The organism is Caulobacter sp. LjRoot300 (assembly GCF_964253875.1).
Taxonomy (GTDB): domain Bacteria; phylum Pseudomonadota; class Alphaproteobacteria; order Caulobacterales; family Caulobacteraceae; genus Caulobacter.
Genome location: NZ_CAXUSA020000002.1, coordinates 675,959 through 698,084 on the forward strand (window position 1 = coordinate 675,959; position 22,126 = coordinate 698,084).

The following is a 22,126-nucleotide window of genomic DNA, read 5'->3' on the forward strand; positions in this document are numbered from 1 at the left end:
TCTCCGAAATCCTCACCCTGAGCCTGTCGAAGGGCGGGGATTTCGCGCACCGGCGCTACAGGCTTTCGACGGTCAGGTTACCGTTGGTATAGACGCAGATCTCGGCGGCGATGGCCATCGCACGCCGGGCGATCTCCTCGGCCGTCAGGTCCTGGTCGATCAGGGCCTTGGCCGCCGCCAGGGCGTAGTTGCCGCCCGAGCCGATGGCCGCCACCGAGCCGCCGCCCTGGCTCTCGCCGGGCTCCAGCACGTCGCCCACCCCGGTGACCGTGTAGATCGAGCCCGCGTCCGCCACCAGCAGCATGGCCTCCAGCCGGCGCAGGTAGCGGTCGGTGCGCCAGTCCTTGGCCAGGTCGACACAGGCCCGGGCCAGCTGGTCGGGATACTGCTCGAGCTTGGCTTCCAGCCGCTCGATCAGGGTGAAGGCGTCGGCCGTGGCCCCGGCGAAACCCGCCACCACCTTGCCGCCGGCCAGCCGGCGCACCTTGCGGGCGTTGCCCTTGACGACGGTTGGGCCCATGGAGACCTGTCCGTCGCCGGCGATCACGGTCTGTCCGTTCTTGCGCACCGCCAGAATGGTCGTGCCGTGCCAGTCGGGGAAGGAATTGGAGCTTTGCATGGCTTCGCATGTGGCGAGGCGGCGCCTGAGGGTCAAGCGGGATGAGCTTTTCAGAGGCCGAGGTCGAGCGCTACGCCCGCCATCTGGTGCTGCGCGAGATCGGCGGGCCGGGCCAGCAGAAGCTGAAGGCGGCGCGGGTCCTGGTGGTTGGGGCCGGGGGGCTGGGCGCCCCGGCCGCCCTGTACCTCGCAGCCGCCGGGGTCGGGACCCTGGGCCTGGTCGACGCGGACACCGTGTCGCTGTCCAACCTGCAGCGCCAGGTGCTGTTCGCCACCGCCGACACCGGCCGGCCCAAGGTCGAGGCCGCGGCAGAGCATCTGACCGCCCTCAACCCGCACCTCACCATCGAAACCCACCCGGTATGGCTGGGTGAGGCCAACGCGCGGGCGGTCATATCCGGGTATGACCTGGTGCTGGACGGCACCGACGACTTCGCCACCCGCTTCGCGGTCAGTGACGCCTGCCTGGCCGAGGGCAAGGCCCTGGTCAGCGGGGCCCTGGGCCGCTGGACTGGTCAGGTCGGGGTGTTCCAGGGCCAACCCTGCTACCGCTGCCTGGTCCCCGAGATCCCGCCCGACGCCGAGACCTGCGCCTTGATCGGCGTGGTCGGGGCCCTGGCCGGGGTGATCGGCTCGATGATGGCCCTGGAAGCCGTGAAGGTGATCACCGGTGCGGGTCAGAGCCTCGCCGGCCGCCTGCTGATCTACGACGCCCTGGCGGCGGAGACCCGCACGGTGCGGATCGGCGCCGACCCGGCGTGTCCGAGCTGCGGCGGTCAGGCCTGATCGAACGCTTTGGCGATATGCTCGATCGCCTGGTTGAGAATGTTGCGGGTCGTGAAGCGATCCCAGCCCCGGTGGCCGACCCAGGCGATCTGGTTGTACTTGACCGAGGCTCCCGCGGCCTTCAGCGCCCGGTTCATGGTCTTGGACTGTTCGATAGGCACGATGGAGTCCAGGTTTCCGTGGATCAGCAGCACCGGCGCCTTGATCTCGCGGGCGCGCAGGGCGGGCGAGCTGGCGGCCAGAAGAGCCTTGTCGGCCACGGGATCGCCGATCGTCTTGACCCAATACTGGTAGGTCGGAGAGTCCGCGCCGTCCTCCTCTCGCGCATTGGCCAGGAAGTCGTCGAGATGGCTGACGCCGGCGATCGAGACCACGGCGCGATAGGCGGCTGGCGTCTTCACCGCGCCCATTAGGGCCGAGTAGCCGCCGTAACTGGCGCCGCAGATGGCCACGCGCCGGGCGTCGACCTTGCCCGTGGCCAGCGCCGCCGCCAGCGCGTCCTCGACGTCGTTCTGCATCTCGACGCCCCAGCGCTTGCGGCCGGCGTCGGCGAAGGCGCGGCCATACCCGCCGGAACCTCGGAAGTTGACCTGCAAGACGGCCCAGCCCTGGGCCGCGAAGGCCTGTACGAAGATGTCGAAGCTGTAGTCGTCCCGCAGCTCCGGCCCGCCGTGCGGCACGACGACTAGAGGGCGCGGCCCGGTCACCTCGCCGACGGGCAAGGTCAGATAGGCGGTCAGGTCCAGACCGTCACGGCTCTTCAACTTCAGCACGCTCATCGGGGCCAACCGCCCGTTCAGCCAGGGCTTGGTTTGGCCCAACAGGTTCAGGGACCCCGCCGTGTCGTAGAACCATAGCGAGCCTGGGTCGGTCGGGTTGGTGGTGCTCAGGACGAAGCGCTTGTGATCGAGGCTGACGTCGACGAAGCCGAGATTGGCGTCGTTGCGGAACACGGTCGACAATTGGTCGAACTGGCTCTTCAGGCTGGGCTCGAAGAACAGGTAGTCGCCCCGGTCCTCAGTGAACGAGGCGGCGATTAGGCGGCTGCGTTCGTCCATGAACACGCCGGTGATGTCGCGGCCGGGCTTGGCCACGACGGCGTCGCTGAGTTCGAGTTTGTTGAGGTCGAACCGTCGCAGCGCCTTGCCGTCGTCACCGTCGCGTTGCGAGGAGACCAGCAGCACGCCCGCCTCGGGGGTCGAACCAACAATATCCAGATCGGAAAACCGGCGCATCTCGTCTCGGCGCAGCTTTCGGTACAGGGTCCATTCCGGTGCGCCCGGTGCGCGGGTGAACATCGACACCACCGTGCCCCGGCGGTTGGAATCGAAGCGCACGACGGGCACGCCGTCCTGCGTGAACCAACCATAGGTCGCCTGCGACCCTCGCTCGAAGAAGGTGGCCGCCCCGGTCCGGACATCGACCTTGTAGAGCCCGTAGCATAGCTTTTGGCTGTCCCACGCCTGCATCAGGACCTGGTTCGGATCGTCAGACAGGGTGTCGACGACCGTGGCGAGGTCGAACTCGCGCAGAAGCCGCTCTTCCTGGCCGAACAACAGGGCGGATTCCGAGCCGTCCAGGTTCATCGACAGGATGCGTTTCTTGGGCACGTCGAAATAGAGATCGCCGTAACGAACGCGCGTGGGTTTGCCGTCCAGCTCCTTGTGCACGTCGACCCAGATCAGCAGCCGCTCGTCGTTGGCCCATTCGATCCGCTGGACGTCGTAGTCGCCGATCAACACCACCGTCGGCGCCGCCTTGGTCTGGTCGGCATGCTGTAGCAGGACGTAGGCCTTGAGCTGCTCGCGCTCGTGTTCGACGCGCAGCACGGCCAACTGGGATCCGTTCGGCGAAAGCGCCGCGCCCAGCAGCGTGGATGGAGCCAGAAGCTCGTCGAGGGTTGGCGGGGTCTGAGGGGTCGAGGCCGCACCGGCCACGCCTAGCAACGTCGGCGCGACGGCGCCGCCGGCCAACATTCCACGCCGCGAAATCATCCAAGCCCCCGAACACAACTTCGACGACAGGAGCGCGATCAGCCTATAAGGTCAAGCTTTAGGTCACAGCATCGACGGGATCACCCGGTCCGGCGGCCGGTGCCCGTCCATGAAGGTCTTCACGTTGACGATGACCTTCTCGCCCATGTCGATGCGACCCTCGACGGTGGCCGAGCCCATGTGGGGCAGGAGCACGACGTTGGGCAGCTTCAGGAGCTTGGGGTTGATGGCCGGCTCGTGCTCGTAGACGTCCAGGCCGGCCCCGGCGATCTCGCCGCGGGCCAGCATGTTGGCCAGGGCCCCTTCGTCGATGACCTCGCCGCGGGCGGTGTTGACGATAATGCTCTGCGGCCGCAGCAGCTTGAGCCGGCGGGCCGACAGCAGGTGGTAGGTGGCCGGGGTGTGCGGGCAGTTGACCGAGATGATGTCCATCCGGGCCAGCATCTGGTCCAGGCTCTCCCAGTAGGTGGCCCCGACCTCCTCGGCGATGCGTGGGCTGACGGGCTTGCGGTTATGGTAGTGCACCTGCATGCCGAAGGCCTTGGCGCGCCGGGCCACGGCCTGGCCGATGCGGCCCATGCCGATGATCCCCAGGCGCTTGCCCCACAGGCGGCGGCCCAGCATCCAGGTTGGCGACCAGCCGTGGAAGCCGCCGGCCTTGACCACCTCGGCGCCTTCGACCACCCGGCGCGAGGCGGCCATGATCAGGGTCATGGTCAGGTCGGCGGTGTCCTCGGTCAGCACGCCGGGCGTGTTGGTGACGATGATGCCCCGGGCGTTGGCCGTGGCGACGTCGATATTGTCGACCCCGGCCCCGAAATTGGCGATCAGCTTGAGCCGGTCGCCCGAGCGCGACAGCAGCCGGCCGTCGATGCGGTCGGTGATGGTCGGCACCAGCACGTCGGCCTGGTTCATGGCCTCGACCAGTTCATCGGCCGTCAAGGGTTTGTCGGTGACGTTCAGCTGGGTGTCGAACAGCTCGCACATCCGCGTCTCCACCGGATCGGGGAGTTTGCGGGTGACGATGACTTTGAGCTTGCGAGCTGACATGAGCGGTTCGAAAAGCCTTCCCTGACGGGTGTTCGGCCCTGATGGGCGCCTGCCTCGGACGGGTGTTCGAAATCTGTAGCAAAGGGGCCCCATGCGGCCAAGCAACATGCCGACGAATTGCAAACATCGTTCGCTCGGCGCCTCGGCCTTCGTCGTGTTCGGGCTCGCCTTGGGGCTGGCCGTCGTCGCGGGCGGCGGCGCTCGGGCCCAGGCCCCGAAGACCACGCCGTCCGGCATGGAGGTGCCGCGCTACGTGTCGCTGAAATATGGCGAGGTGAACGCGCGCGTCGGTCCGGACGAGGCCCATCGGCTGCTGTGGATCTACAAGGTCAAGGGCCTGCCGGTGCAGGTGGTGGCCGAAACCCGCGAATGGCGCCGGATCTGCGATCCCGAGGGCAACCTGGCCTGGGTGCACAAGCGCACCACCGACGGCCGCCGCACGGCCATGCGGGTCCAGGCCACGGCCCTGCCCCTGCGCGCCCAGCCCAAGGCCGGCGCCCGGGTCGAGGCCTATCTGGCCGGCCGCTCGACGGCCAATCTCGACCGCTGCGAAAAGGGCTGGTGCAAGCTGAAGGCGGGCGGCGAGTCAGGTTGGGCGCCGCAGGCCGAGATCTGGGGCGCGGCGCCTGAGGTCCAGTGCAAGGAATAGGCGGCTTTCGCCGCTTTGCAGCCCTCGCCGTTCACAGGCGTTACCGAAAGTAACATTGAGGCGCGGCCCGCCGCCGTGCTAGGGCGAGGCCATGCAACAAAGTTCCTACACCTTCGACGAGCTCCTGGCCTGTGGCCGCGGCGAGCTGTTTGGCCCCGGCAACGCCCAGCTGCCGGCGCCGCCGATGCTGATGTTCGATCGCATCGTCCGCATCGAGTCCGAGGGCGGCAAGTACGGCAAGGGCTATGTCGAGGCCGAATTCGACATCGATCCCGACCTCTGGTTCTTCGCCTGCCATTTCATCGGCGACCCGGTCATGCCGGGCTGCCTGGGCCTGGACGCCATGTGGCAGCTGGTCGGCTTCTTCCTGGGCTGGTCGGGCGGTCCCGGCCGCGGCCGCGCCCTGGGCGTGGGCGAAGTGAAGTTCACCGGCCAGGTCACGCCGGCTATCACAAGGGTGAGCTACAAGATCGATCTCAAGCGCGTGATCATGCGCAAGCTGGTCATGGGCATCGCCGACGGCGTGGTGGAGGCCGACGGCAAACCCATCTACGAGGCCAAGGACCTGAAGGTCGGTCTGTTCACCGCGGAACAAATGGCGTCGTGATCCACCTGTAGGGTGGCCGCCTAGAGCCGCCCCTTCTGGGTCATGGGGAAGAAAAGAGGATTGTTCATGCGTCGCGTCGTCGTCACCGGACTGGGGATCGTCTCGTCCATCGGCAACAACGCCAATGAGGTGCTCGCCTCACTGCGTGAAGCCAGGTCCGGCGTGGTCTCCGCGCCGGACTATGCGGAACTGGGCTTTCGGTGCCAGGTCTACGCCGCGCCCCAGATCGAGTGGGAGCCGCTGGTCGATCGCCGCGCGGCGCGTTTCCTGTCGCCCGGCCTGGCTTACGCCCACATCGCCATGGAACAGGCGATCGCCGACTCCGGTCTCGGCGAGACCGAGGTCTCGAACGAGCGCACCGGCCTGATCGTCGGTTCGGGCGGTCCCTCGACCAGCATCATCGTCCAGGCCGCCGCCACCACCAAGGAAAAGGGCCCCAAGCGCATCGGCCCTTTCGCGGTGCCCAAGGCGATGTGCTCGGGCCCCTCGGCGGTGCTGTCGACCTGGTTCAAGATCCGCGGGATCAACTATTCGATCAGCTCGGCCTGCGCGACCAGCGCCCACTGCATCGGCGCGGGCGCCGAGCAGATCCAGATGGGCAAGCAGGACATCGTCTTCGCCGGCGGCTGCGAGGAGCTGGACTGGACCCTGTCCAACCTGTTCGACGCCATGGGCGCGATGAGCAGCAACTTCAACGACCGCCCGGCCGTGGCGAGCCGCGCCTATGACAAGGACCGCGACGGCTTCGTGATCGCCGGCGGCGCCGGAATGGTCGTGCTGGAAGAGTACGAGCACGCCAAGGCGCGCGGGGCCAGGATCTACGGCGAAGTCGTCGGCTACGCCGCCAATTCCGACGGTTTCGACATGGTCGCCCCGTCGGGCGAGGGCGCGGCGCGCTGCATGAAGATCGCCATGGCGGAAGCCGGCGGCCGGACCATCGACTATCTGAACCCGCACGGCACCTCGACGCCGGTCGGCGACAGCAAGGAGATGGGCGCGGTCCGCGACGTGTTCGGCGACAAGGCCCCGCTGATCTCCTCGACCAAGTCGCTGACCGGCCACAGCCTGGGCGCGGCCGGGGCGCAGGAGGCGATCTATTCGATCCTGATGCTCGACAACGGCTTCGCCGCCCAGAGCGCCCACATCGAGAACCTCGACCCCGAGTTCGCCGACCTGCCGATCCTGCTGGAACGCTCGGACAAGCCGCTGACCACGGTGATGTCCAACAGCTTCGGGTTCGGCGGCACCAACGGCACGCTGATCTTCAGCAAGGCCGACTAGGCTGTCCGGACCGCTCGCCCTCGCCCGCGACCTGGTCGGGCGGATCGCGCGCGGGCCTTGGACGGCCCCTGCCCCTGCCCCAATGGTCAGCCTGGCGCTTGGAAGGCGAGGTCGATGGCTTGGCCGCCTTGGCGACGTCGCCTGGGCCGAGCACGCGCGGGCGGCCGGATCGATGGCGTCCGGGGAAGACTTGACGCAACGCCTCCAACTCCTGACCACGCGCGGGGCGCGGCCCTACGGCGTGGTGGGCGACAGCCACAGCCGCATGCTGGTGCGCCGCGGGCGACGGGGCGCGGACTGGCTGCTGCCGATCTGGAGCCTGGAGACCGGCGCGTCCGCGCGGGGTCTGGCCAAGGCCGAGGCCAGGTCCGGGGCGGGCGCCCGCACGCGCGACCTCCTGCGGCGCCTGCTGGCGGTGGATGGGCTGCCGGTGCTGACCATGTTCGGCCAGGTCGACATCGAGTTCGTCCACACCTTCAAGCGCCTGGCGAATGGCGAGAGAGACTTCTCCCCCGAGCACTTCGGCGCGTTCGCCGACGAGACCGTGGCCGCCTATGTCGCGTTCCTGGCCGAGGCCGTGGAGCCCGCGCTTCGCGGGCGTGTGCGGGTCTGCCCGGTGTTCCCGCCGGCCCTGTCCGACGCGGCGTGGCGGCGCGGCTATCTCAACGCCCATCTCGTGGCGCTGCACGGGGAGGGCGGGCGCGAGGCGATGGCGGCTGGCCTGGCGGGCCTGGAGATTCCGGACCTGGTCCAGCGCACCGGCCTGCACGACCGCTTCAACGCCCAGCTGACCCGGGCGGCGAGCGCGGAAGGCTTTTCCAGCCCCGGTCTTTTCCAGGCCTTCGTCGGCGGCGACGGCGCCGTCCGCCCAGCCTTCCTGGGCGCGGCTCGCGGCGCCGATCACCATCTGGATTTCGCCGCCACCCAGGCGCCCGTGCTTGAAAGTCTGTGGCGTATCGTGGATGAGAGTGGCCCCGTGCGCCTTCCGGACGAGTAGAGCCAGCAGCATGACCTCCGCAGCCGCTCCGGCGGTCCCCTGGGTCCACAGTCCGGATCTCGAGACCTATCTGTCGCGAAGCCGGGCCTCGCCGGGCGTGGCTGCGTTCGCCCGCGACCTGGCCCGTGACGGGCTGGCGATCCTCGACCTGGGCGAAGACATGGCCGCGCTCTGCGACCAGGCGGTCGCGGAGACCGAGTCGATGTTCCGCGACGACAAGGTCGGGCGGGTGCACGAGGCCTGGAGGCGCTCCCCCGCCGTGCGCGCCATCGCCGGCAGGCCGGACCTGAAGGCCTTGCTGGCCCTCGCCTACGGCCGAGCGCCCTTCGCCTTCCAGACGATCAATTTCAGGCGTGGCAGCCAACAGGACCCGCACGCCGACTCCATGCACTTCCAGAGCCGCCCGGCCGGCTTCATGTGCGGCGTCTGGGTCGCCCTGGAGGATGTCCAGCCCGGCGCCGGGCCCCTGATCTATTATCCGGGCAGCCACCGCTTGTCCCCGAGGGCGCGGAGCGCGGGTGATGCAACGATCGACACCTATCACCACCATCACGGCGAGGCGCTGGCCGCCGACCTGGAGACACACGGGCTGGCGGCCCGGCCGGCGATGCTGCGCAAGGGCCAGATCGCGGTGTGGGCGGCGGACCTCGCGCACGGCGGATCGGCGATCGTCGATCCGGACTCCACCCGACGCTCCCTGGTGATCCACTTCTATTTCGAGGACTGCCTCTACTACACGCCGATGCACTCCAAGACCGACAGACCCGCCACGCGGCTGCCGGCTCGGGTCGGTGGCGGCTGGGTGTGGCCGCGCCGGGACGGCCGTCGTGCGCCCGTGCCGATCAAGGCGTTCGGCGCGGCGGTGATCAACCGGCTGCTGCGGCGGACCCGGGCGTTTTGAACGCCCGACGAGCGCTCGACCTGCATCGGGCCGGACGGAACGCCGAGGCGGCTTTCGAGCCTTCCGCGCCCGGGCCCAGGCCGGCCTGCCGCCGGCCAGCCTCGACATCGATGCGGTCTGAAGGGTTCCGCAGGAAGACTCCTCCTGCTAGCTAGCGCTCAAGGATTCCAGGAGAGCCAACCGATGGCCGACGAATACGCATTCCCCAAGGGCGAGCTGATGCGGGGCAAGAAGGGCCTCGTCATGGGCGTGGCCAATCACAACTCCATCGCCTGGGGCATCGCCTCCCAGCTCGCCGCCCAGGGCGCGGAGATGATCTTCACCTACCAGGGCGAGGCCCTGGAGCGCCGGGTGCGGCCGCTGGCCGAGAGCATCGGCGTCACCACCCTGGTCCCGGCCGACGTCACCGACGACGCCTCGATGGACGCGGCCTTCGCCGCCATCGAAGAGAAGTTCGGCACGATCGACTTCGTCGTCCACTCGGTGGCCTTCGCCAACAAGGACGAGCTGAAGGGCTCGTTCGTCGACAACACCACCCGCGACGGCTTCCTGCTGGCCATGAACATCTCGGCCTTCAGCTTCGTGGACGTCGCCAAGCGCGCCGCCAAGCTGATGCCGAACGGCGGCTCGCTGATCACCATGACCTATCTGGGGTCGGAGCGGACCATCCCGAACTACAACACCATGGGCGTGGCCAAGGCCGCGCTGGAGGCGGCGACCCGCTACATCGCCCGCGACCTGGGTCCCAAGGGCATCCGCTGCAACGCCATCTCGGCCGGCGCCATGCGCACCCTGGCCCTGGCCGGCATCGCCGGCGGCCGCGGCATGATCGCCCAGGGCCGGGCGTTCAGCGCCATGAAGGAAGACACCTCAATGGAAGGCGTCGCTGGCGCGGCCCTGTGGCTGGTCTCGGACCTGGGCCGCTCGACCACCGGCGAGGTGGTCCACGTCGATGCGGGCTTCCACATGATGGGCATGCCCGACGAGGCGGAGGGCTAGCCTAGCCGCCGTCTACGGGGCGTAGGCGCGCATGAAGCGCCTGGCGGCCTCGCGCGCGACGTCGTTGAACTCCGCCGCCGTCTTGTCGGACGGCAGGCGCAGCAGGGCCCGCAGCTGGCTTTGGCCCATGACCATGCCCGAGAAGAACTCGGCCGCCTGATCGAAGTTCTCGACCTTCAGGCGGCCGAGCTGGGTTTCCATCTCCAGGAACGCGGCCAGCTGGCGGCGGGCCTGGCGGGGCCCGGCCTCGAACACCTCCTGGGCGACGTCGGGCATCTCGCCCGCGCCCTGGATGATCACCCGCAGCACCGAATAGCTCTTGGAGGTGATCACCGTCTCCAGCATCGAGCGGGCGTAGGCCTCCAGGGCCTCGCCGGGATTGTCGATGGCGCCGGGCTCGCGCAGCGGGGCGGTGATCGCCGCCACGCGGCGGCCCATCAGGGCGCGGACCAGCTCGGCCTTGGAGCCGTAGTGGTTGTAGACGGTCTGCTTGGAGACGCCCGCCCGCTTGGCGATGGCCTCCATCGGCGCGCCCAGGCCGCGCTGGCCGATCACCTCGACGGCGGCGTCGAGAATGGCCTCGGTCTTGGCGACGTCGATCTGTCCGGCGACTCTAGGCATCAGTGGGCGTCCGAAGGTGGGGGAGGGGCGTTCCTGGCCGGCTTGGCCAGTAGCGAGACGACGGCGGCGACGAAGCAGCCATAGGCCAGCAGGGTGAAGCTGTCGCCGAAGGCCAGCACCGTGGCCTGCTGGCTGAGCATGCCGCCGATGGCCTTGCGCGTGGCGCCGTCCGGATCGGCGACGCCCAGCTGCTGCATGCGCGCGGCCAGGCCCGTCATCATGCCGGCGATCCGGGCGTCGCTCTGGCCCAGCTCGTCCGACAGGCCCATGTAGTACAGCGCCGTCTGGTTGGTGATCGTCGTGGCCAGCAGGGCCAGGCCGACCGCGCCGCCGGTGTTGCGCGCCAGGTTCACCAGGCCCGAGGCGTTCTTGACCATGTGCGGCGGCAGGGTGCTCATCGTCACCTGCTGGGTGGCGATCATCGCGATCATCACCCCCACGCCGCGGCAGGCCTGGACCCCGGCGAACTCCCAAAAGCCCCAGTCCTTGGTCACGCCATGGGCCATGTACATGCCGAAACCCGCCAGCATGAAGCCGATGCACATCGGGATGCGCGGGTCCATCTGGCGCACCAGCCGGCCGGCGATCGGCCCGGTGGCGAACATCGACAGGCCCGAGACCACCATGGTGGTGCCGACCTCCGAGGCCGAATAGTGCCGCACCCGGCCCAGGAACTGCGGCAGCAGGAAGGTGCCGCCGAACAGACTGGCCCCCGACACCGCGGTCATGGCCACGCCGACGCTGAAATTGCGGTTGGCGAAGGCCCGCAGCTCGACGATCGGGTTGCGATAGCTCAGCGACCGCCAGACGAAGACCACGCCGGCGACGCAGGCCAGCACCGCCAGGCCCAGGATGCCGCTGTCCTCGAACCAGCCGTCCTTGGAGCCCTCCTCCAGCACGAACTGCATGCTCATCAGGAAGGTGGCCATGACCGCCAGGCCGAACCAGTCGAAGCCCTTGGCCAGGCTGGGGTCGCCCTTGTCGAACTGGCCCCAGCGGGCCACGCCGAACAGCACGACCAGACCAGTCGGCACGTTGATGAAGAACAGCCAGCGCCAGCTGAGCCACTCGGTCAGGTGGCCGCCCAGGGTCGGGCCGACCGTCGGGGCCAGGGTGACGATCAGGCCCATGATCACGCTGGCCGTGACCCGCCGCTCGGGCGGGAAGGCGGTGAAGGCCACGGCGAACACCGTCGGGATCATCGCCCCGCCGATGAAGCCCTGCAGGGCCCGGGTCAGGATCATCATGTCGATCGACGAGGACAGGCCTGTCAGCACGCTCATGACGATGAAGCCGGTGCACGACATCAGGTAGACGCGCTGCGTCCCCCACAGCCGCGACAGGTATCCCGACAGCGGGATCATCACCACCTCGGGGATCAGGTAGGCGGTCTGGATCCAGCTGACCTGGTCGGCGCTGGCGCCCACCCCGGCCTGGATCTGCGGCAGCGAGGCCGCCACGATCTGGATGTCGAGGATGGCCATGAACTGGCCGATGACCATGGCCCCGAAGCCGAGGAGCAGCTTGCCCCAGTCGATGTCGGCCGCCGGCTTGGCGGCGGGGGGCGCGGACCGGGCGGGGAGGGCGGCGTCGGTCATGGCGGCGATCCGAGCGGCGCGCGTCAGCGCGCCTGGGCTCCCGCCGGGCTCTTCTGGGCATACTGGGCCGCGCCGGGCAGGCCGGCCTCGGCGAAGGTCGGACCCGAGCGGTCGCGGACGTCGACCTTGACGTCGACCGACAGGCCGGGGCGCAGGGCCGAGCCCAGCGGCGACCGGTCGACCACGATCTTCACCGGCAGGCGCTGGGTGATCTTGGTGAAGTTGCCGACGGCGTTCTCGACCGGGATCAGGGCGAACTCCTGGCCGGTGGCCGGGGCGAAGCTGTCCAGCTTGCCGTGGATCACGCTCTTGCCGAAGGCGTCGGCGTGGATCTCGACCGGCTGGCCGACGCGCAGGCGGCCGACTTGGGTCTCCTTGAAGTTGGCGACGATATAGCCCTGGCCGACCGGGACGATCGACATCAGGGCCACGCCGGGCTGGACCAGCTGGCCGGGCCGCACGGCGCGAGCGCCGACCACGCCGGCGGCGGGGGCGCGGATCACGGTGCGGTCCAGGTCGATGCGGGCCTGCTCGACGGCGGCCCTGGCGGCGGCGGCCTGGGCCACGGTCTGGGCGCGGGCCGAGCCCAGGGATTGGGCGGCGCGGCGTTCGGCCTCCAAGGCCGCCTGGGCGCTCTGGACGGCGGCGGCCGACTGAGCGGCGGCAGCCTGGGTGGTCTGGACCTTCTGGGTCGAGACCCAACCCTGCTGGGCCAAGGCGTCGTAGCGGACCAGGTCGGCCTTGGCGCGGCCCTGGTCGGCCTGGGCGCTGGCCACCCCGGCGGCGCGCTGGGCGATCATCGCCTGTTCCAGGACGGCCTTGTCGTCGACGCCCGTGACGGCGGCTTCCAGCGCCTGGGCGTTGGCGATCGCCTGGTCCAGCTTGGCCTGCAGCGGGGCGGGGTCGATGCGGGCGACGACCTGGCCGGCCTCGACGCGCTGGTTGTCGGCCACCAGAACCTCGGCGACATAGCCGGAGACCTGCGGGCTGACCTGCACGGTGTCGGCCTGGACGAAGGCGTTGTCGGTGCTCTCGTAGCGCTGCTTGTCGACGAACCACAGCCCGCCGCCGACGACCAGCGCCACGACGGCGACGCCGCCGACGATCAGGGGAACGAGCTTCTTGTTGGGGGCGGCGGCCATGGACGAGGGATCCCGAGTTCAACCCGATGGACCGGGCGATATATCGGACCTTCGTCCCGGGCAAGGGATAAATGGACGCATCCGTCCAGAAATCAACCGGGTGCGGAAGGAAAACTCAAGGTCGCGTCATCAGGTCGCGCGAGCGGCCTTGTGCGGCGGCTGCGAGGATCGTCGTTTTTGGAAGCGACGATCCTCGTCGTGAATGACTAGACGTCTCCGGCCGCCAGGGCGGCGCCGCGCTCGAGCACGTCGTCGCGGCCGGCCCGAAGGCCCGCCAGCGTCTGCGCGACGGGAACGGTCGGAATGATCCCGACGCCGTGGTGGCGCGAGCCGTCCTGCTTGCGGACCCGCATACCGGTGAACACCACCAGATAGCCGCCCGGCAGCCAAAGCTGGTTGATGTTGCCGTTTGTACCTGCCGTCGGCCCGCCGACGATCGGACCCAGCCTTTCGCCCTCGAACGTGCCCGCCCAGCTTTCGGCGTAGCTGATCGAGCCGCCTGAGGTCAGTAGCACCAGGCCTCCCGGAAAACGTGGCTTGAGCGGCGCCATCACCCAACTGCCCTCGCCGTCGAAGACCACGTTCCGGCCGTCCGGTTCGGTGACGATCGGCTTCTCGAACCGCGCCGAATGCAAGGTCCGGTCGCTGAGATGGTAGAGCAGCATCCTCGCCGGCCCGGACGGGTAGCCCCGGTCGTCGAGGACGATCCCTCGCGCGGCCGTCAGTTGAGGCATCCGCGTCCGAAGATCGTCGTCGGTGACCCGGGCCAGGTCCACATAGACGACGCCCGGCCTCGGCTCCGAGAAGTTGACGCGGGCCGACTTCGACGCCAGGGCATATACCGTCTTCCACGGCGCCGCCGCGAGGCTCGCCGTGAACGGTCGTCCGTCCGGCGTCTCGCCCTGGAGAACGGCGGGCGTCCCGTCGGGACGCTCCTGCAGGCGCCGCAGCGACTTGAACCGCAGCCACTGCGGTGTGGCCGCGCAGATTTCCGGGTCCAGCGCCGCGAGCCGCTGGCGCACGTCGACGCCGTCGACCCGCGTGACCACGGCGCCCACCAACAAGTCCTTGGCGTCGTCGGGGAGGGCGGTGATCACCAGCTGGTCCTCGATCCACGACCAGCCAATGGGCAGCCCCTTTTCGGCCGATCGATAATAGACGTTGCCGTGGCCGTCGCGGAGCGTGGCGACCATGCGCGCCAGCGTCAGGCGGAAAGCCTGTCCGTCCGGATCCCTGGCGGCGCTCCGCAAGCCCTCGGACAGCGCCGCATCCCAGTCGCCCGCGGTGTCGAAGTACGGATAGAAGTGGTGCAGAACGCCCCAGGTCAGCATCACGGCCGAGAGGTGCACCCGGCGCTCGTCCGCCGAATAGGCGCGGGCCGCGGTCGCGGCGGCCGCCATCGTCGGAGCCTCGAACGCGGCGGGCTCGGCGTGGGCCGTCGTCGGCATCAGGGCGCTGACGCCGCCGCCAAGGACCAGCGGCAGCACCTTGGACTGGCCGTCCGCGACCGCCACCCGGGCGGCATTGTAGGTGGAAGGCGAGGTCAGGGCCACGCCCCAATGCTTCCACATGACCAGCGTTCCGGCCGCTGGCGGTGCGTTCGGCCGGGCGGCGGGCGGCGTCGAGGTCGCATATAGCTTCAAGGTCGGGGCGATCGGCCGGAACACGGCGTCGAGGCGTCCGACCAGTCCGGCCGGCGAGCGCGCCGCCTCGACGGCTTCGACGTTCGAGACCGCCAGCGCGTTCCAATCAGTCGCGGCGGCCTCGTCGGTCGGGTGGAAGAAGCGGACATAGGCGAGCAGGCGCGCGAAGGCGGTCAGGTTGGCCTCGCCGCGCGTCGACAGCGCGTGGGGCGCCTCGGTCGCGGCGGCGGCCTGCGACGCGACCAGCGCGATCGGCAGGGCGGTCAGTATCTCCCGGCGGTTCATGGGTGTGTCCCTAGCTCCGCCCCCCAAGCGTCACTTGAAAGCGGCGTTGGGGCGAAACTGTGGCTCTTCACAGCCCTGGGTAGATTTTCCTTGCGCTCTGGATCCGACGCGTGGTCCCCGCCATGCGCCTAGCGCCCGCCGGTCGAGCCGAAGCCGCCCGCGCCGCGCGCCGTCTCGTCCAGGCTGGTCGTCAGCCCCCACGAGGCCTGGACGACCGGGGCGATCACCAGCTGGGCGATGCGGTCGCCGCGGCGGATGGTGAAGTCTTCCTCGCCCAGGTTGATCAGGATCACCTTCACCTCGCCGCGATAGTCGCTGTCGATGGTGCCGGGGGTGTTCAGGCAGGTGACGCCGGCCTTGGCCGCCAAGCCCGAGCGCGGCCGCACCTGGGCCTCGAAGCCCAGCGGCACGGCGAAGGCCAGGCCGGTGGGGACCATGAACCGGGCGCCGGGCTTCAGCACCAGCGGCGCGTCCTCGGCCACCGCCGCCCGCAGGTCCATGCCGGCCGCGCCGTTGGTCTCGTAGGCGGGCAGGGGCAGGCCCTGGGCGTGGGGCAGCTGGACGACGGGGATGTGCGGCGTGGTCATGAAAGGCTCGTTGTCAGGTATTGGGCGATGCGTTGGGCGAGGTCGCGGGCCACCGAGTCCTTGGCGGCCCGGGTCCAGCGTTCGGTCTTGTGCTTGGAGATCAGCAGGACGGCGTTTTCGTCGCCGCCCATCACGCCGGGCTCGGTGACGTCGTTGGCGATGATCCAGTCGCAGCCCTTGCGCGCCAGCTTGGCGCGGGCGTGGGCCTCGACGTCGTTGGTCTCGGCCGCGAAGCCGATCACCAGTTTCGGACGCCTCGGCCCGGAGGCCGACAGGGTGGCCAGGATGTCCGGGTTCTCGACGAAGGTCAGGGCCGGCGGCCCGCCTTTGTCTTTCTTCAGCTTGACGCCGAACACCTCGTCGATGCGCCAGTCGGCGACGGCGGCCACGAACACCCCGACGTCGGCGGGCAGGGCGGCCTGGCAAGCGGCCAGCATGTCGCGGGCGGTCTCGACATCGACCCGGTCGACGCCGAGCGGGGTGGGCAGGGCCACGGGGCCGCTGACCAGGGTGACCCGCGCGCCCAGCCTGGCCAGGGCGGCGGCGATGGCGTAGCCCTGGCGGCCGCTGGAGCGGTTGGTGATCCCGCGCACCGGGTCGATCGGCTCGAAGGTCGGACCGGCGGTGACCAGGGCGTGCTTGCCGGCTAGAGGTCGCGCAGCGGGCCCTTCAAGGGCCGCCATGATCGCCTCGAAGATCACCGGCGGCTCGGCCAGGCGGCCGGGGCCGAACTCGCCGCAGGCCATGGCCCCGTCGTCCGGCCCGACGAACAGCACGCCGTCGGCCTTCAGGGTCTCGATGTTGCGTCGGGTCGCCGGGTGCAGCCACATCCGCACGTTCATGGCCGGGGCCATCAGCACGGGTTTGTCGGTCGCCAGCAGGGTGGTGGACGCCAGGTCACCCGCCAGGCCGTGGGCGGCCTTGGCGATCAGGTCGGCGGTGGCCGGGACCACCACCACCAGGTCGGCCGAGCGCGACAGCTCGATATGGCCCATCTCGGCCTCGTCGGTCAGCGAGAACAGCTCGCCATAGACCTTGTCCTCGGCCAGGGCCGACAGGGTGAGGGGGGTGACGAATTCGGCGCCGGCCTTGGTCACGATCGGGCGCACGGCCACTCCGGCCTTGCGCAGCAGGCGCGTCAGCTCCAGCGCCTTGTAGGCGGCGATGCCGCCGCCGACGATCAGAAGAACTCGCCTGGTCGTCGTGGAGTCGGTCATGGAGTCGGTCATGGGGTCGGCCTCCGGCGCGTCTCCCCCAGGCGCATAGAGCGACGCGGCGTCGAGCGTAAGCCCCCACGCGCAAAAAACCTTAACGGGGACTCGACATCCGTTCCGTCTTCGTTCTTACTCTCCAAAGTAGAGGAAACATTCGGAGATCGATCATGACGATACGGCGTGCATCCTGGTTTCCGGCCGCGGCGGCCGCCGGCCTGGCCCTGGGTCTGGCCGCCTGTGACGGCGGCGCGTCGGCGGTGAAGGCGCCCAAGGCCGGCGACGTAGCCACCGCCGCCGAGCCGGCGTCCGACCGCGACGCGCCTTCCTATGGCGGCGGGGCCTATGATAGCGCGCCCACCCGGCCCGACCCGCGCGACGCGCCGGTCCGCAAAGTGGCGGGCAAGCCGATGTGGGCGGCCAACCGCACGCGCACGGCCGAGGAGAACGCCCAGCGCGGGTTCGAGCGCTATGGCGCGGCCTTCGCCGCCGTCGACGTCGACGACTATGTGCGCAAGACCCACGCCTTCGTCGCCCATCCCCCGGCCGGGGCCCAGACCCTGACTCGGGCCAATGGCGACACCCTGATCTACGACCCCGCGGCCAACGTCTTCGCGGTGGTCACCAAGGCCGGGGCGCCGCGCACCATGTTCAAGCCCGACGACGGCGGGGCCTATTGGGCGATGCAGAAGACCGGCCAGTCCCGACGGACGGCCTCGACGCGGGATCGGGCGGCAAGCGCCGACAGCTAAGAGGTTCCTACAAGCGCGCCTGGGGGAAGGCGCCGAGGCGAGGGCGGCCGCGCCGACCCCGCCTCGTCACCCCGGTCGGCCCTGTCGGCGACTGGGACCCAGGGGCGGTGCGCAACGCCCCTGGGCGAGCTTGTCGGTGTCAGGAGCATCGGCTTGGCCGAGCCCTCGCCCGGAAGGTGTTCAGACCGGGGACATCCGCCATAGGTGTTCGGGGACATACGTGACGCATTTTCCGCTCTCCCAAGGAAGGTCGGAGATGCTGGCCACGGATGTCCTGGATCTGAACAGAAGCGAACAGACGGAAGAGGGAGGATTCATCGCCTATGCCAAACACGGCTGTCATCCCGGACGTAGCGCGCAGCGCGAAGATCCGGGACCAGGGCGTGAACTCGGCGCTCGCGGCGGTCCCGGATCGGCGCTCGACTTGGCCAAGCTTGTCCGGGATGACAATTTTCTGCGCGAGACCTAGGCGATGGCCCCCCGAGAATGGCGGGATGAACGACGACGACGATCTTTGTCGGCGGGACGGCGAGGGTGCGCCGTCAGCGCGCGATCAATGAACGCTCCAGGCCCCTAGACCAACCAAGCCCCCGCCGCGAAGGCCAGGCCCGCCACCGCTGCGCCGGCCAGGAACCACAGCAGCGGCCGGGCGGGGCGGGGCTCGACCACGGCGACGGCGGGCGGCGTCGGCGCCTCGGCCAGGCGGGCCAGGGCGCGGATCGCCTGGGCGGCCTCGTCGGCGAAGGCTCGGACCTTGGCGGCCGGCGACAGCTCGCGGGCGATCCAGCGGCGCACCACCGGATCGGCGGCGGCCCACAGGTCGTGGGTCGGGTCGATGCGCCGGGCCACGCCCTCGACCGTGACCATGGTCTTCTGCAGCAGCACCAGTTCGGGCCGCAGGGCCATGTCGAACAGGGCGGTGATCTCGAACAGCTGGGCCAGCAGTTTGCCCATCGACACGTCGCTGGCGTCGCGGCCGAACACCGGCTCGCCCACCGCCCGCAGGGCCTGGGCGAAGGCGTCGCGGTCCTGGTGGGCGGGTACGTAGCCGGCGTCGAAATGGATCGCCGCCACGCGCGGATAGTCGCGATTGAGGAAACCGTACAGGATCTCGGCCAGGTACTTGCGCTCGGCCGGACCCAGGCGGCCCAGGATGCCGTAATCGACCGCGACGATCGCGGCGCCCCCTCCCTGAACTGGGGCGCTGACGAACAGGTTGCCCTCGTGCAGGTCGGCGTGGAACAGGCCATGATCCAGGGCCTGGGTCAGGAAGCCGCGCGTCACCGCCTCGGCCAAGGCCTTGCGGTCCAGGCCCGGCTGCTCCAGGGCGGCGGGGTCCGACAGGGCCAGACCCGGGGCCCAGGTCAGGGTTAGGAATCGCTTGCCGACCCCGTCCCACACCACGTCGGGGGCGCGCATGTAGGGGTCGCGCTTCATCGCCTCGCCCAGTTCGGCGCAGCCGGCCGCCTCGAACCGCAGATCCAGCTCCAGGTCCAGGGCCCGGATCACCACCTCGACGAACTCGCGCGGCCGCAGGCGGCGGGCGGCCGGGACCAGGCGGTCGGCCAGGCCCGCGGCCAGGCGCAGGGCGGCGCTGTCCTGGGCGACGCGCTGCTCGATCCCGGGGCGCAGCACCTTCACCGCCACCTTCGTGCCGTCCAGCAGAGTGGCCGGGTGGGCCTGGGCCAGGGAGGCGGCGGCGATCGAGGCGTCGAAGCGGGCGTAGAGGGTGTCCAGCGGCGCGCCCAGGCCGCGCGCGACCTCGGCCTTGGCCACCTCCAGCGGGAAGGCCGGCAGGCGGTCCTTCAGGTGCGACAGGTCCTCGGCGAACGCTGCGCCGAAGATGTCGGCGCGGGTCGACAGGAACTGGCCCATCTTGATGGCGGCCGGACCCTCGCGCTCCAGCACCCGGGCCAGCCGCTCGCCCGGTCGGCCCTTGCGGGCGGCCGAGCCGGCGAACAGGCGCAGGACCCGTCCCGCCAGCCGCGCCGACGGCGGCAGGATCGGTTCGACCTCGCGCGGGACCAGGGCGTCGGCCCGGACCAGGGCCCAGCCGGTGGCGATCAGGCGCAGGCTAGCGGCGACCCGGCTCATGCGGCGAAGGTCTCGATCGGCGGGCGACGGGCAGGCGGGAAAAGGCTCATGTCCCGGCCTGAAAGCCCGCTCCGCGCGCTCCGGTCAAGGCCGCTTTCGTCCCCGACCGGCTGGGCCTCGCGAAAAGCGGCGCGCGAGACCCTTGCCACGACATGATCAAGTCGGTGTTCGGCCCTCGGCAGCCGGTCAAAACGTCTGCTCCAGGACGGACTCTCGGGAAGGCGCGCTCTAGAGCAAGGGGCGCGATATAGGAATCGCGCCCCTTGCTCTAGACTTTTGTTTTCGCGTCGCTTTTGCGGAAAACCGGCGTCCGCTTTTCCGCGCGATGCTCTAGGAGCCATGGCCAGTTAGGCGTCTAGCGTGGTGGTCGCCGCCCTCGTCCTTCGACAGGCTCAGGATGAGGGCTGCTGGTAGGGCGGTTCAGTAGAATTCCTCATTCTGAGCTTGTCGAAGGATGAGGAATTCGGCCCAAGACCGCCAACTGCCCACAGAGCCTAGGAGGGCGATAGCGTAGGCGCAGTGATCCATCTCTACCGATCCCGCGCCCCAACGCTTTCCACGCCGGAAATCCTGGAATGGCTTCGGAGCCGCCCACTACACGGCGGCCTGACACCAGCCGGCGTGCGAAGCTTCAGGCTTCAGCGCTAGCCGCCGCGTCCTCGATCAACAGCCTGGCCGCGTCGCGGTTCGCCTCCGCCACCAGCGGATCGCGGGTCGATTGCGCCATCACGATCGCGCCCTGGATCAGCGACAGGATCTGCATCACGGTCCTTTCAGGCCTGCTCAGGCCCAAGGGCTCGACGAGCGCGGCGACAAGGTCGTGCAGGCCCTTGAAATAGGCGGTGATGGTCGCCTGGACGTCCGGGACGTCGGCGTCCGGTCCGAACTCGGCCATTCCCTTGACGAAGGGACAGCCGCGGAAGGCCGGCGAGCGGAAAGGCCCGTCCAGCGCGTCGAAAATGGCGAGGATGCGCTCGGACGGAGAGAGCCCGGGTTGTTCCGTCGCCGTTTCGAGCATCTGGAACCAGAGGGCGCTCTTGTGGCGCAGATAGGTCGCGACGAGATCGGCCTTCGACGGAAAGTGCTTGTAGAACGTCATCTTGGCCACGCCGCTTTCGGCGATGATGCGGTCGATCCCCACGGAGTGGACGCTGAACCGGTAGAACAGGTCCGACGCCGTTTTCAGGATCCGCTCTCGCGGGGCGAGGGCGGCCAGCGGTTGCGTCTCCAGGTCTGCGAACCCCGTCACCTCGGCCATGTCCACCCCTCGCGCCCCGAACCGTCGGTTTCGCAAACAGACTAGTCTGTCTATTTTCCCTTGGCAAAGACAGACAGATCTGTCTACCTGATCCGTGACACCCCCTCGGATGGAAAGACAGGATCGATGAGCGGAAAAATTGTCGTTGTGACCGGCGCCAGCAGCGGGTTCGGGAAGCTGACGGCCCTGGAACTCGCCAGGCGAGGGCACGTCGTGGTGGCGACCATGCGCGACGTCGGCGGGCGAAACGACCCGGTCCGGCGCGAACTCGTCGAAGCGGCGAAGGCGGGGGGCCATACGCTGCAGGTCCTCGAAATGGACGTCGCCGACGAGGCGTCGGTCAATTCGACGATCGACCAGGTCATCGCGCGGCACGGAAAGATCGACGTGCTGGTCAACAACGCCGGCGTCATGGCGGTCGGGATCACCGAAGCCTACACGGTGGCTGACATCGAGCGGCAGTTCGCGGTCAATTTCTTCGGCGCCGTGCGCGCCGACCGCGCCGTCCTGCCGCACATGCGCGCCGCGGGCGGCGGGCTTCTCGTCCACGTCACGTCCCTGATGGGACGCGTGATCGGCCCCTTCTTCGGCGTCTACTCGGCGAGCAAGTTCGCGCTCGAGGCGCTGGCCGAAGCCTATCGCTACGAACTGTCGAGCTTTGGCGTCGACTCGGTCATCGTCGAGCCGGGGCCGTTCCCCAGCAACCTTCTCCCATCCAGCCCGGAACCCTCCGACCAGGGCGTGCTGGCGGCCTATGGCGAGGTCGCGACGATCCCAGGCCAGATCAAGGCCCACGCCGGCGACGGCGACGATCCGGCCAATCCGCCCCGACCCCAGCTGGTCGCCGACGCCGTCGCCCGGCTGGTCGAGACCACGGACCGTCGGCCGTTGCGGACGGTCGTCATGCCCGAGGGCCTGGATTTCGGCGTCGAACGGCTGAACGCGGCCGTGGCTCCGATCCAGAACGGCCTCCTCAACGCCATGGGCATGTCGAGCATGATCTGAAGCGCCGGGGCGGCGGGTAGCGCCTGCCTGCCGCTCCGCTTCCACATC

21 protein-coding genes are annotated in these 22,126 nt (G+C 69.5%); 10 read left to right on the forward strand and 11 right to left on the reverse strand.

The window, feature by feature from the left end; all coding sequences use genetic code 11:
• Positions 1 to 55: 55 nt before the first annotated feature.
• Positions 56 to 655, reverse strand: coding sequence for an ATP-dependent protease subunit HslV (hslV, locus tag ACSQ2G_RS08525; protein WP_436029955.1), 600 nt, complete (start codon positions 653 to 655; stop codon positions 56 to 58).
• A 5-nt stretch (positions 656 to 660) separates the two neighbouring features.
• Here hslV and ACSQ2G_RS08530 point away from each other — a divergent pair, with 5 nt between their 5' ends.
• Entirely contained in the window at positions 661 to 1,404 is a 744-nt protein-coding gene (locus tag ACSQ2G_RS08530) for a HesA/MoeB/ThiF family protein (RefSeq protein WP_436029957.1), read from the forward strand.
• On the opposite strand, the gene ACSQ2G_RS08535 is transcribed toward ACSQ2G_RS08530, so the two are convergent.
• A complete protein-coding gene (locus ACSQ2G_RS08535) occupies positions 1,395 to 3,380 on the reverse strand; it encodes an alpha/beta hydrolase family protein (RefSeq protein ID WP_436029959.1) in 1,986 nt (661 codons plus the stop codon). The genes ACSQ2G_RS08530 and ACSQ2G_RS08535 overlap by 10 nt on opposite strands.
• An 81-nt stretch (positions 3,381 to 3,461) precedes the next feature.
• Positions 3,462 to 4,448, reverse strand: coding sequence for a 2-hydroxyacid dehydrogenase (locus tag ACSQ2G_RS08540; RefSeq protein WP_029589390.1), 987 nt, complete (start codon positions 4,446 to 4,448; stop codon positions 3,462 to 3,464).
• A 106-nt stretch (positions 4,449 to 4,554) separates the two neighbouring features.
• Here ACSQ2G_RS08540 and ACSQ2G_RS08545 point away from each other — a divergent pair, with 106 nt between their 5' ends.
• From ACSQ2G_RS08545 to ACSQ2G_RS08570, 6 genes are all read left to right on the forward strand, one after another.
• On the forward strand, positions 4,555 to 5,097 hold the full coding sequence (locus ACSQ2G_RS08545) for an SH3 domain-containing protein (RefSeq protein ID WP_436029961.1): 543 nt from the start codon (positions 4,555 to 4,557) through the stop codon (positions 5,095 to 5,097).
• 91 nt (positions 5,098 to 5,188) lie between these two features.
• Positions 5,189 to 5,704, forward strand: coding sequence for a 3-hydroxyacyl-[acyl-carrier-protein] dehydratase FabA (fabA, locus tag ACSQ2G_RS08550; protein WP_436029963.1), 516 nt, complete (start codon positions 5,189 to 5,191; stop codon positions 5,702 to 5,704).
• A 66-nt stretch (positions 5,705 to 5,770) separates the two neighbouring features.
• Positions 5,771 to 6,985, forward strand: coding sequence for a beta-ketoacyl-ACP synthase I (gene fabB / locus ACSQ2G_RS08555; RefSeq protein ID WP_436029965.1), 1,215 nt, complete (start codon positions 5,771 to 5,773; stop codon positions 6,983 to 6,985).
• A gap of 190 nt (positions 6,986 to 7,175) precedes the next feature.
• Complete coding sequence (locus tag ACSQ2G_RS08560; protein WP_436029967.1) at positions 7,176 to 7,982, forward strand: hypothetical protein; 807 nt, start codon at positions 7,176 to 7,178, stop codon at positions 7,980 to 7,982.
• 10 nt (positions 7,983 to 7,992) lie between these two features.
• Entirely contained in the window at positions 7,993 to 8,883 is an 891-nt protein-coding gene (locus ACSQ2G_RS08565) for a phytanoyl-CoA dioxygenase family protein (protein WP_436029968.1), read from the forward strand.
• Between the two features lie 183 nt (positions 8,884 to 9,066).
• On the forward strand, positions 9,067 to 9,882 hold the full coding sequence (locus ACSQ2G_RS08570) for an enoyl-ACP reductase FabI (RefSeq protein WP_310080453.1): 816 nt from the start codon (positions 9,067 to 9,069) through the stop codon (positions 9,880 to 9,882).
• A 12-nt stretch (positions 9,883 to 9,894) separates the two neighbouring features.
• Here the strand turns inward: ACSQ2G_RS08570 and ACSQ2G_RS08575 are convergent, their stop codons facing one another.
• The 6 genes from ACSQ2G_RS08575 to coaBC form a co-directional block, all read right to left on the reverse strand.
• Positions 9,895 to 10,503, reverse strand: a complete 609-nt coding sequence (locus ACSQ2G_RS08575) for a TetR/AcrR family transcriptional regulator (protein ID WP_436029969.1) — start codon at positions 10,501 to 10,503, stop codon at positions 9,895 to 9,897.
• On the reverse strand, positions 10,503 to 12,101 hold the full coding sequence (locus ACSQ2G_RS08580; RefSeq protein WP_436029971.1) for a DHA2 family efflux MFS transporter permease subunit: 1,599 nt from the start codon (positions 12,099 to 12,101) through the stop codon (positions 10,503 to 10,505). The genes ACSQ2G_RS08575 and ACSQ2G_RS08580 overlap by 1 nt, the downstream gene beginning before the upstream one ends.
• A 23-nt stretch (positions 12,102 to 12,124) precedes the next feature.
• Complete coding sequence (locus tag ACSQ2G_RS08585; protein WP_436029973.1) at positions 12,125 to 13,243, reverse strand: HlyD family secretion protein; 1,119 nt, start codon at positions 13,241 to 13,243, stop codon at positions 12,125 to 12,127.
• 206 nt (positions 13,244 to 13,449) lie between these two features.
• Positions 13,450 to 15,171 carry a S41 family peptidase gene (locus ACSQ2G_RS08590; RefSeq protein ID WP_436029975.1) on the reverse strand — a complete coding sequence of 574 codons (1,722 nt, stop codon included), beginning with the start codon at positions 15,169 to 15,171 and terminating at the stop codon, positions 13,450 to 13,452.
• A gap of 128 nt (positions 15,172 to 15,299) precedes the next feature.
• Positions 15,300 to 15,758 carry a dUTP diphosphatase gene (dut, locus tag ACSQ2G_RS08595; RefSeq protein WP_436029977.1) on the reverse strand — a complete coding sequence of 153 codons (459 nt, stop codon included), beginning with the start codon at positions 15,756 to 15,758 and terminating at the stop codon, positions 15,300 to 15,302.
• The gene (gene coaBC / locus ACSQ2G_RS08600) at positions 15,755 to 16,975 is read right to left on the reverse strand and encodes a bifunctional phosphopantothenoylcysteine decarboxylase/phosphopantothenate--cysteine ligase CoaBC (RefSeq protein WP_436030555.1); all 1,221 of its coding nucleotides are present in this window, start codon (positions 16,973 to 16,975) and stop codon (positions 15,755 to 15,757) included. The genes dut and coaBC overlap by 4 nt, the downstream gene beginning before the upstream one ends.
• Before the next feature lie 164 nt (positions 16,976 to 17,139).
• Here coaBC and ACSQ2G_RS08605 point away from each other — a divergent pair, with 164 nt between their 5' ends.
• A complete protein-coding gene (locus tag ACSQ2G_RS08605; RefSeq protein ID WP_436029979.1) occupies positions 17,140 to 17,721 on the forward strand; it encodes a hypothetical protein in 582 nt (193 codons plus the stop codon).
• 256 nt (positions 17,722 to 17,977) lie between these two features.
• A complete protein-coding gene (locus ACSQ2G_RS08610; RefSeq protein ID WP_436029981.1) occupies positions 17,978 to 18,190 on the forward strand; it encodes a hypothetical protein in 213 nt (70 codons plus the stop codon).
• A 104-nt stretch (positions 18,191 to 18,294) separates the two neighbouring features.
• Here the strand turns inward: ACSQ2G_RS08610 and ubiB are convergent, their stop codons facing one another.
• Entirely contained in the window at positions 18,295 to 19,815 is a 1,521-nt protein-coding gene (ubiB, locus tag ACSQ2G_RS08615) for a 2-polyprenylphenol 6-hydroxylase (protein WP_436029983.1), read from the reverse strand.
• A gap of 631 nt (positions 19,816 to 20,446) precedes the next feature.
• Positions 20,447 to 21,073 carry a TetR/AcrR family transcriptional regulator gene (locus tag ACSQ2G_RS08620; protein WP_436029985.1) on the reverse strand — a complete coding sequence of 209 codons (627 nt, stop codon included), beginning with the start codon at positions 21,071 to 21,073 and terminating at the stop codon, positions 20,447 to 20,449.
• A gap of 126 nt (positions 21,074 to 21,199) precedes the next feature.
• Between ACSQ2G_RS08620 and ACSQ2G_RS08625 the strand changes: the two genes are divergently transcribed.
• On the forward strand, positions 21,200 to 22,078 hold the full coding sequence (locus tag ACSQ2G_RS08625; protein WP_436029987.1) for an SDR family oxidoreductase: 879 nt from the start codon (positions 21,200 to 21,202) through the stop codon (positions 22,076 to 22,078).
• Positions 22,079 to 22,126 lie beyond the last annotated feature (48 nt).

What these genes read in the sequence shown, in the direction of transcription:
- ACSQ2G_RS08530 (WP_436029957.1), top strand. Translation starts at nt 661, where the DNA reads ATGAGCTTTTCAGAGGCCGAGGTCGAGCGCTACGCCCGCCATCTGGTG.
- ACSQ2G_RS08535 (WP_436029959.1), bottom strand. Translation starts at nt 3,380, where the DNA reads ATGTTGGCCGGCGGCGCCGTCGCGCCGACGTTGCTAGGCGTGGCCGGT.
- ACSQ2G_RS08540 (WP_029589390.1), bottom strand. Translation starts at nt 4,448, where the DNA reads ATGTCAGCTCGCAAGCTCAAAGTCATCGTCACCCGCAAACTCCCCGAT.
- ACSQ2G_RS08545 (WP_436029961.1), top strand. Translation starts at nt 4,555, where the DNA reads ATGCCGACGAATTGCAAACATCGTTCGCTCGGCGCCTCGGCCTTCGTC.
- fabA (WP_436029963.1), top strand. Translation starts at nt 5,189, where the DNA reads ATGCAACAAAGTTCCTACACCTTCGACGAGCTCCTGGCCTGTGGCCGC.
- fabB (WP_436029965.1), top strand. Translation starts at nt 5,771, where the DNA reads ATGCGTCGCGTCGTCGTCACCGGACTGGGGATCGTCTCGTCCATCGGC.
- ACSQ2G_RS08565 (WP_436029968.1), top strand. Translation starts at nt 7,993, where the DNA reads ATGACCTCCGCAGCCGCTCCGGCGGTCCCCTGGGTCCACAGTCCGGAT.
- ACSQ2G_RS08570 (WP_310080453.1), top strand. Translation starts at nt 9,067, where the DNA reads ATGGCCGACGAATACGCATTCCCCAAGGGCGAGCTGATGCGGGGCAAG.
- ACSQ2G_RS08575 (WP_436029969.1), bottom strand. Translation starts at nt 10,503, where the DNA reads ATGCCTAGAGTCGCCGGACAGATCGACGTCGCCAAGACCGAGGCCATT.
- ACSQ2G_RS08580 (WP_436029971.1), bottom strand. Translation starts at nt 12,101, where the DNA reads ATGACCGACGCCGCCCTCCCCGCCCGGTCCGCGCCCCCCGCCGCCAAG.
- ACSQ2G_RS08585 (WP_436029973.1), bottom strand. Translation starts at nt 13,243, where the DNA reads ATGGCCGCCGCCCCCAACAAGAAGCTCGTTCCCCTGATCGTCGGCGGC.
- ACSQ2G_RS08590 (WP_436029975.1), bottom strand. Translation starts at nt 15,171, where the DNA reads ATGAACCGCCGGGAGATACTGACCGCCCTGCCGATCGCGCTGGTCGCG.
- dut (WP_436029977.1), bottom strand. Translation starts at nt 15,758, where the DNA reads ATGACCACGCCGCACATCCCCGTCGTCCAGCTGCCCCACGCCCAGGGC.
- coaBC (WP_436030555.1), bottom strand. Translation starts at nt 16,975, where the DNA reads ATGACCGACTCCACGACGACCAGGCGAGTTCTTCTGATCGTCGGCGGC.
- ACSQ2G_RS08605 (WP_436029979.1), top strand. Translation starts at nt 17,140, where the DNA reads ATGACGATACGGCGTGCATCCTGGTTTCCGGCCGCGGCGGCCGCCGGC.
- ACSQ2G_RS08610 (WP_436029981.1), top strand. Translation starts at nt 17,978, where the DNA reads ATGCTGGCCACGGATGTCCTGGATCTGAACAGAAGCGAACAGACGGAA.
- ubiB (WP_436029983.1), bottom strand. Translation starts at nt 19,815, where the DNA reads ATGAGCCGGGTCGCCGCTAGCCTGCGCCTGATCGCCACCGGCTGGGCC.
- ACSQ2G_RS08620 (WP_436029985.1), bottom strand. Translation starts at nt 21,073, where the DNA reads ATGGCCGAGGTGACGGGGTTCGCAGACCTGGAGACGCAACCGCTGGCC.
- ACSQ2G_RS08625 (WP_436029987.1), top strand. Translation starts at nt 21,200, where the DNA reads ATGAGCGGAAAAATTGTCGTTGTGACCGGCGCCAGCAGCGGGTTCGGG.